Origin of the sequence: Nonomuraea zeae, assembly GCF_005889725.1 — a bacterium.
GTDB lineage: Bacteria > Actinomycetota > Actinomycetes > Streptosporangiales > Streptosporangiaceae > Nonomuraea > Nonomuraea zeae.
Genome location: NZ_VCKX01000424.1, coordinates 1 through 8,421, shown reverse-complemented (window position 1 = coordinate 8,421; position 8,421 = coordinate 1). Strand labels below are relative to the sequence as shown.

Sequence of the window (8,421 nt, the reverse complement as noted above, 5' to 3'; positions counted from 1 at the left end):
GGGAGAGGGCGCGGTCGGGCCAGGGAGGTGCCCGAAACGGCGGCGGGGACGGCTGTCCGCCCGCCAGAGAAGGGGCCACGCAGGTTGTATTACGCGTTATGCCGAGATATCGCGATTTCTAGCGAGAGGCCATGGAATAGGCGAAAAATCTTCAGTATTGGACGCCAGGGAAACAGCCACCAGTAAGGATTCTCCGCGAAATTCCACCCGCGAACCGGCCGTCCGTATAGAGCAGATCCGGCCCGCCCGCTTCGGCGGCCGCGCCGCTAGACCGGTCGGAAAGCCCGTACGCCCCGTAACAGGCGCACCGCCGCCTCCAGCCCGCTCGCCGCCTCCATCGCCCGCCCCGACGCGGTGGCGAACCGGCTCAGCAGATGCTCGTCCCCGTCGCAGAAACCCCTGCCGGCCACCCAGACGAACAGGTGGTCCCACGCCGCAGCCGGCACGGGAGCGGCCAGGAAGCCCGGCTCGCCCATCAACGGGTCGCGCGCCAGCCGTACCGTCGCCGGGGACGCCGCCAGTTCCTTCAGCACCCCCGATTCGATCAGCCACCGCCGCACGCGCAGCGGATCACCTGGGGGTGCGTGCACGTGGACCGGGCACGCCTCCTGCCGTAGCGCGTCCACACGCACGAACCCGGAGTAGGCGGTGCCGGCGACGGCGGCGGCGGTACGCGCGAGACGGTCGATCACGTCCGCGGCCTGCAGGCTGGAGAACGATGCGATGAGTTCGCGCATGGCGACATCGACACGGTTGTTTGGCATCGCGGTGATCCCTCGCCGGAGGGGGTGAGATCGCGCAGCCCGATCACGCGATACTCAAGTGTGGGTGCACTGACTATCACCCCCGACGCGGCCCTTGACTACCCCTCAACAGGAAATCGGGATTTTTGCCCATTTCGGCCACGGTTCGGGCCGCCGCCGCAACGCCACCGCCGCCGCAACGCCGCCGCAACACAGCCACGCCGCCGCCACGTCCCGTCCCGCCACGTCCCGCCGTGCCGCTACGACGTCCGCAGCCGCGCCCACTCCACGTCGTCGGCCCGCGTGCCGTCCGCCGTCGGGAACAGCTCCCTGTGCAGCCCCTCCCTGGCGAACCCGGCCCGCTCCAGCACCGCGTGCGACGCCGTGTTCGACACGTTGGTCCCGGCCACGATCCGGTGCAGCGCCGTGTGCGCGAACGCCCAGTCCACGACCAGGCGCACCGCCCGCGTCATGAACCCCTTGCCCCGGAACTCCGGCACCAGCGAATAGCCGATCATCGCCTGCCCCAGCGGCGGGATCACCTGCGTCAGCTGCAGGTGCCCCGCGAACGCGCCCGACGCGGCGTCCCTGATCGCCAGCTCGATCCGTTGCCCCGACACCCACCAGTAGCCGGTGTTCCGGCACCGCCGCTCGTCGTCCTCCAGCGAGGTCCCCGGGCCCACGGCGTAGGCGGCGACGGACGGGTCGCCCATCATCCGGTGGTAGTCGCCCGCGTCCTCCGGCGTCATCGGCACCAGCCGCACCACCCCGTCGCCCAGCTCGCCGCCCTTGAAGAACGGCAGGTACGGCTCAGTGGCCGCGGCCGGCTCCCCGGCGAGGCGGGCGAAGGTGACGTAGTCGACGTAGCGTCCGTCACGCAGCCGCTTGGCCTCCCGCCTGCGTCCTTCCTCGTGGAAGCCCGCCTTGTACGCCACCCGCAGGCTCGCCACGTTCTCCACCTCGGCCTGCACCTCGACCCGGCGGACCCCCTGGTCGAACAGCCAGTCCGTCACCGCCCGCGCCGCCGCCCCGGCCACATTCCGGCCTCGCGCCTCCGGCGTCACCAGGTAGCCGAGCTCCGCCACGCCCCAGTGGTCCGGCGGACGCACCCCGATCGAGCCGACATACCGGCCGCGCTCGGTGATCGCGAACTCCGCCCCGCCCTGCGCCCACTTCCCGGCCGCGCGCTCCAGGAAGTCGCGCGCGTGCTCCAGCGCGTACGGCGACGGCATCAGCGGCATGAACCTGGCCGTCACCGGATCGTCACACATCAGCACGATCGCCCCGGCATCCTCCTCCGCCGGGGGACGAAGGATCAGGGAGCCGGTTGAGATCACATCACGAGGGAACATCCCCCATAGATATCGTGCGTCCGGACCTGCTCGAAAGCCCTATAACCTTGCCGCCATGGGTTTCCGCAGGCATGGGCCTTTCCAGGCGGGGGATCAGGTGCAGCTCACCGACCCCAAGAACAAGCGCCACACGATCACGCTCAAGGAGGACGGCGTCTTCCACACCCACAAGGGCGCCATCCCGCACAGCGATCTGATCGGGCAGCCTGAAGGCTCCGTCGTGCGCTCCTCCGGTGGCACCCAATACCTGGCCTTCCGCCACCTGCTGCAGGACTACACGCTGGCCATGCCGCGCGGCGCCGCCGTGATCTACCCGAAGGACGCCTCAATGATCGTCGGCATGGCCGACGTCTTCCCCGGCGCCCGGGTGATCGAGGCCGGCGTGGGCTCGGGCGCGCTCACCTGCTTCCTGCTGCGCGCCGTCGGCCCGCAGGGGCACGTCACCTCCTACGAGCGCCGCGAGGAGTTCGCCGACGTCGCGCGCAAGAACGTGGAGAAGTTCTACGGCGGGCCCATGGACGACAACTGGCGGCTGGTCGTGGGCGACCTGGTCGCCTCCATCGACGAGGCCGACGTCGACCGGGTCATCCTCGACATGCTCGCCCCCTGGGAGTGCGTCGACGCCGCCGCCAAGGCGCTCACTCCAGGTGGCGTGATCTGCTGTTACGTGGCCACGACGACCCAGATGTCCAAGACGGTCGAGGCCATTCGCGATCACGGGTGTTTCACCGAGCCGCATGCGTGGGAGACCCTGGTTCGCGACTGGCATGTCGAAGGACTCGCAGTAAGACCCGATCATCGGATGATCGGCCACACGGGGTTCCTCGTCTCCGCCCGCCGCATGGCCGACGGTGTGACGCCGCCGCCACGCCGTCGACGACCGAAGGGGACGACCGAAGAACTATGACAATTTGGCCACGAGGGTGCGTTCGTGCGTGACACGGGAACAGATCGCCGTGTTCATATGCTGGGAGTATTAAACGCACTATTGGGGATTATTCAACGAATACTGAATGTCACTCGACGAACACTGCCCGGCCAGGTTACGGAGGGGCCCGAGATAGGTAAGGTCCTTAGTAGTCGCCCTCGACTGGGAAGGAGGTGACGGGGCGTGGCAGCTCGCGATGATGCTGAGGCTCGAGCCGCGCAGCGCGAACGGGAGGTCGCTGATCTTTCAACACAGGTCTCCTTCCTGCAGGAGGAGATCACCGCGCTGAGGCGGAAGCTGGCCGAGTCACCCCGTCAGGCCAGGGTCCTGGAAGAACGTCTCCATGAGGCACAGGCGAATCTCGCGGCCGTGACAGGCCAGAACGAGCGCCTGGTCGCAACGCTCAAGGAGGCCAGGGACCAGATCGTCGCTCTCAAGGAGGAGGTCGACCGGCTGGCTCAGCCGCCATCCGGCTTCGGCACCTTCCTGGAGGCCCGAGAAGACGGCACGATCGAGGTGTTCACCGGGGGCCGCAAGCTCCGGGTGAACGTGAGCCCTGCCGTCGACGTCGACTCGCTGCGGCGTGGCCAGGAGGTCATGCTCAACGAGGCACTCAACGTGGTCGAGGCACTCGGCTACGAAGAGGTCGGCGAGATCGTGATGCTCAAGGAGTTGCTCGACGAGGGAAAGCGGGCCCTGGTCATCTCGCACGCCGACGAAGAGCGCGTCGTGCGACTGGCCGAGTCGCTGGTCGGCCAGCCCATCAGGGCGGGAGACTCGCTCCTGCTCGAACCTCGCTCCGGCTACGTCTACGAGCGCATACCCAAGTCCGAAGTCGAAGAGCTCGTGCTCGAAGAGGTTCCCGACATCTCCTACGAGGAGATCGGCGGCCTCATGCGGCAGATCGAGCAGATCAGGGACGCCATCGAGCTGCCCTACCTGCACGCCGACCTGTTCCGCGAGCACAAGCTGCGGCCCCCCAAGGGCGTGCTGCTCTACGGCCCGCCCGGTTGCGGAAAGACGCTCATCGCCAAGGCCGTCGCCAACTCCCTGGCCAAGCAGGTCGCGGAGAAGACCGGCCAGTCCGGCAAGAGCTTCTTCCTCAACATCAAGGGGCCGGAGCTGCTCAACAAGTACGTCGGCGAGACCGAGCGGCACATCCGCCTGGTCTTCCAGCGGGCCCGTGAGAAGGCCTCAGAGGGCACCCCGGTGATCGTGTTCTTCGACGAGATGGACTCGATCTTCCGGACCCGAGGCTCAGGCGTGTCCTCCGACGTCGAGAACACCATCGTCCCTCAGTTGCTGTCGGAGATCGACGGCGTCGAGGGGCTGGAGAACGTCATCGTGATCGGCGCCTCCAACCGCGAGGACATGATCGACCCGGCGATCCTGCGGCCCGGCCGCCTGGACGTCAAGATCAAGATCGAGCGGCCGGACGCCGAGGCGGCGAAGGACATCTTCTCCAAATACCTCATCTCCGAGCTGCCCCTGCACCCCGAGGACCTGGCGGAGCACTCCGACTCCCGCGAGGCCACGATCCAGGGCATGATCCAGAGCGTCGTCGAGCGGATGTACACCGAGAGCGAGGAAAACCGCTTCCTCGAGGTGACCTACGCCAACGGCGACAAGGAAGTCCTGTACTTCAAGGACTTCAACTCCGGCGCGATGATCCAGAACATCGTCGACCGGGGCAAGAAGATGGCCATCAAGCAGTTCCTCGAAAGCGGCCAGAAGGGCCTGCGGGTGCAGCACCTGCTCACGGCCTGCGTGGACGAGTTCTCCGAGAACGAGGACCTGCCCAACACCACCAACCCCGACGACTGGGCCCGCATCTCCGGCAAGAAGGGCGAGCGGATCGTCTACATCCGTACGCTCGTCTCCGGCAAGCAGGGCACCGAGGCCGGCCGTTCCATCGACACCGTCGCGAACACCGGCCAGTACCTGTAGATCCCCGAGACGGGAGGGCCCCGCGGCCCTCCCGTTTCGCATGCCCCCACCTGCGGCGGGACCCTTTCACCGGCCGGTGCGCGCCGACACGGCCGATACGCATGCACGCCACCACGATCAGGCGCACACTGGGCCTGTGACCACGCTCAAACGGATAGACGTGCACGTCGAAGGCATCGTGCAAGGCGTGGGCTTCCGCCCGTTCGTCTACACCCTCGCCAACCGGCTGGGCCTGGCGGGGCGGGTGCGCAACGACGTCGACGGCGTGTTCATCGAAGTCGAAGGCGCGCTGTCCGGGGTCGAGGAGTTCCTGACCGCGCTCGAACGCGACGCGCCCGCCCTCTCCGAGATCGAGAGCGTCACCGTCGTCACCGGCGAGCCCGCCGGGCACAGCGGCTTCACCATCGCCGCCAGCGACCCATCCGGGCTGCGCCGCGCCCTGGTCTCGGCCGACAGCACCACCTGCGACGACTGCCTGCGCGAGCTCGCCGACCCGGCCGACCGCAGGCACCGCTACCCGTTCGTCAACTGCGCCAAGTGCGGCCCCCGCTTCACCATCGTGCGCGGCGTCCCCTACGACCGGCTGCTGACCACCATGGCCGGTTTCGGCATGTGCGCCGCGTGCGCCGCCGAATACCACGACCCGGGCAGCCGGCGCTTCCACGCCCAGCCCGTCTGCTGCCCCGCCTGCGGGCCGCGGCTGCGGCTGCACGATGCCCGCGGCACCGAGCTGTGCGGAGACCCGATCATCGGCGCGGCCACCCTGCTGCGCGCCGGGCGCGTCGTCGCCGTCAAGGGGCTCGGCGGCTTCCACCTCGCCGTCCCCGCCGCCCACGAGCCGGCCGCCGCCGCGCTGCGCGGGCGCAAGCACCGCGAGGACAAGCCGTTCGCGATCATGGTGGCCGACCTGGCGCAGGCGCGGCGGCTGTGCGAGGTCGACGACGTGGCCGCCGAGCTGCTGACCAGCCGGGCCAGGCCCATCGTCGTGCTGCCCCGGCGCGCCGGGGCCCCCGTCGCCGCCTCCGTCGCGCCCGGCAACCGGGACCTCGGCCTGATGCTGCCCGACACGCCGCTGCACCACCTCCTGCTCGGGGAGCTGGCCGAGCCGATGGTCCTGACCGGCGGGAACGTCTCTGACGAGCCCATCGCGTACGAGGACGCCGACGCGCTGACCCGGCTGGGCGGCATCGCCGACGCCTTCCTGCTGCACGATCGCGCCATCCACGTACGCACCGATGACTCCGTCCTGCGCCCTTCACCGGCCGCCGCCGCCGGCAGGACCACGGGCGGCGGGGAGTCGGCGGGTAGGGCGACGGGGGCCGACGTGACGGCCGTCGATGTGACGGCGGGGATGGCGGCAGGGGGGACGATCGCGCCCGTGAGGACGGTTACGGTGCTGCGCCGCGCCCGCGGGTACGCGCCCGAGCCGCTCGCGCTGCGCAGGCCCGCGCCCCGGCCCGTGCTCGCCTGCGGCGCCGAGCTGAAGAGCACGTTCTGCCTGGCGAAGGGGCGGCGGGCGTTCCTCTCCCAGCACCTCGGCGACCTGGAGAACCACGAGACGCTCCGGTCGTTCGTCGAGGGTATCGACCACTTCTGCGGCCTGTTCGACATCCGCCCGGACGTGGTGGCGCACGACCTGCATCCCGGCTACCTGTCCACCCGGCACGCCCTGGAGCTCTCAGGCGTCGAGCTGGTCGGCGTCCAGCACCACCACGCGCACATCGCCTCCTGCCTGGCCGACAACGGCGACCCGGGACCGGTGCTCGGCGTCGCCTTCGACGGGCCGGGCCATGGCGCCGACGGCACGGTCTGGGGCGGCGAGTTCCTCCGCGCCGACCTCACCTCCTTCGAACGCCTCGGACACCTCGCCGCCGTCCCCATGCCGGGCGGCACCGCCGCGACCCGGCAACCCTGGCGCATGGCCGCCGCCTACCTGCGCGACGACCACCCCGGCCTCGACGTCGTACGCCGCAACGCCGAACGGTGGGCCGGCGCGCTCGCGGACGGCGACCGGCCGGGGGCGCCTACGACGTCCAGCGCGGGCAGCCTGTTCGACGCCGTCGCCGCGCTGCTCGGCGTACGGGACACGATCACGTACGCGGGGCAGGCGGCGATCGAGCTCGAACAGCACGCCGACCCCGCCGAGCCCGGCGCCTACCCCGTCACCGTCACCACCCGGGACCTGCTCGTCATGGACGGCGCGGGGCTGGTGCGCGCGGCCGCCGAGGACCTCGCGGGCGGGGTGGACTCGCACGTGATCGCGGGCCGCTTCCACAACGGGGTGGCCGACGCCATCGCCCGCTCCTGCGTCACGCTCAGGCAGGCCACGGGCCTGTCGGCGGTGGCGCTGTCGGGCTCGCTCTTCCAGAACGCGCTGCTGCTGGAACGCACGGGGGCGCGGTTGCGGGCCGCCGGGTTCCGGGTGCTCACGCACGTCCGCGTGCCGCCGAACGACGGCGGGATCAGCCTCGGCCAGGCCGCCATCGCCGCCGCCCGCGACCACACCCGCACCTGAGGCCGCGTCCGTCCGCGGGTCCGGTCCGTGATCGGGGCGGCCCGCAAGCGGGGGTGGGCCCGAGGGCTGGGCAGGAGAGCGGGCGCGCCCCGGCGGTCCGGGTTCCGGCGGGACCCGCACAGCGCGGCGGAAGGCGCGTCAGGGCGCTCGCCGCGAGCTTGCCGCACCCAGGGCGCCGACGAGGGCGGTGAGCCGCGCACGGTGGCGCTCACCGCTGGGGGCGGCCTGCGAGGGCTCGGCGTCCCGGGTCGAAGTGGCCTGCCGATCTAGCATGGCGATCATGGACTACCTCAACCCCGCCCGCACCCCGTACACCGCGCAGGATCGGGCGCTGATCGGTGTCGAGCACGCCCGCCGGGCCCGGGCCCGCTTCGCCGGGCATCCCGCCTACCGGCCCACGCCCGTCCGCACCATTCCCGGGCTGGCGGGGACGGCGGCGGTCCACGTCAAGGACGAGAGCGGGCGCATGGGGCTGGGCAGCTTCAAGGCGCTCGGCGGCGCCTACGCCGTGCACCTGCTCGACGAACGCGAGCCCGGCGGCCCGCCGTTCGTCTGCGCCAGTGCGGGCAACCACGGGATCTCCGTCGCCTCCGGTGCCGCCGAGGTCGGCGTGCCCAGCGTCGTCTACCTCAGCGAAGGCGTTCCTGAGACGTTCGCGGAGCGGCTGCGCGCGCTCGGCGCCGAGGTGCGGCGCGCGGGAGAGGACTACGACGCCAGCATGGTCGCCGCGCAGCAGGCCGCGCAGGAGCACGGCTGGCGGCTCGTCGCCGACAGCTCGTGGGAGGGCTACACCGCGATCCCGCTGGACGTCATGCGCGGCTACACCGTCCTGTTCGACGAGGTCGCGGAGCTGGGCACGGGCAAGCCGGGGTCGGGGCGGCCCGGAGAGCGGCCGTCCGCGTCCGCCCCGGGTGCGGGTGGGCCCGGGGCCCTGGG

At 70.8% G+C, this 8,421-nt stretch carries 6 protein-coding genes; 4 read left to right on the top strand and 2 right to left on the bottom strand.

What is annotated here, in order from left to right; translation table 11 throughout:
* Window positions 1-266 precede the first annotated feature (266 nt).
* A complete protein-coding gene (locus ETD85_RS57465) occupies window positions 267-764 on the bottom strand; it encodes a hypothetical protein (protein ID WP_138698271.1) in 498 nt (165 codons plus the stop codon).
* A gap of 239 nt (window positions 765-1,003) precedes the next feature.
* On the bottom strand, window positions 1,004-2,095 hold the full coding sequence (locus ETD85_RS57460) for a GNAT family N-acetyltransferase (protein WP_138698270.1): 1,092 nt from the start codon (window positions 2,093-2,095) through the stop codon (window positions 1,004-1,006).
* A 55-nt stretch (window positions 2,096-2,150) separates the two neighbouring features.
* On the opposite strand from ETD85_RS57460, the gene ETD85_RS57455 reads away from it, so the two are divergent.
* From ETD85_RS57455 to ETD85_RS57440, 4 genes are all read left to right on the top strand, one after another.
* Complete coding sequence (locus tag ETD85_RS57455) at window positions 2,151-3,002, top strand: tRNA (adenine-N1)-methyltransferase (RefSeq protein WP_138698269.1); 852 nt, start codon at window positions 2,151-2,153, stop codon at window positions 3,000-3,002.
* A gap of 204 nt (window positions 3,003-3,206) precedes the next feature.
* Window positions 3,207-4,970 carry a proteasome ATPase gene (gene arc / locus ETD85_RS57450; RefSeq protein ID WP_138698268.1) on the top strand — a complete coding sequence of 588 codons (1,764 nt, stop codon included), beginning with the start codon at window positions 3,207-3,209 and terminating at the stop codon, window positions 4,968-4,970.
* A 136-nt stretch (window positions 4,971-5,106) separates the two neighbouring features.
* Window positions 5,107-7,485: a carbamoyltransferase HypF gene (locus tag ETD85_RS57445; RefSeq protein ID WP_240780086.1), complete on the top strand. Its 2,379-nt coding sequence runs from the start codon at window positions 5,107-5,109 to the stop codon at window positions 7,483-7,485.
* A gap of 280 nt (window positions 7,486-7,765) precedes the next feature.
* Window positions 7,766-8,421: pyridoxal-phosphate dependent enzyme (locus ETD85_RS57440; RefSeq protein WP_138698266.1), on the top strand; the 656-nt coding region annotated here is incomplete at its 3' end.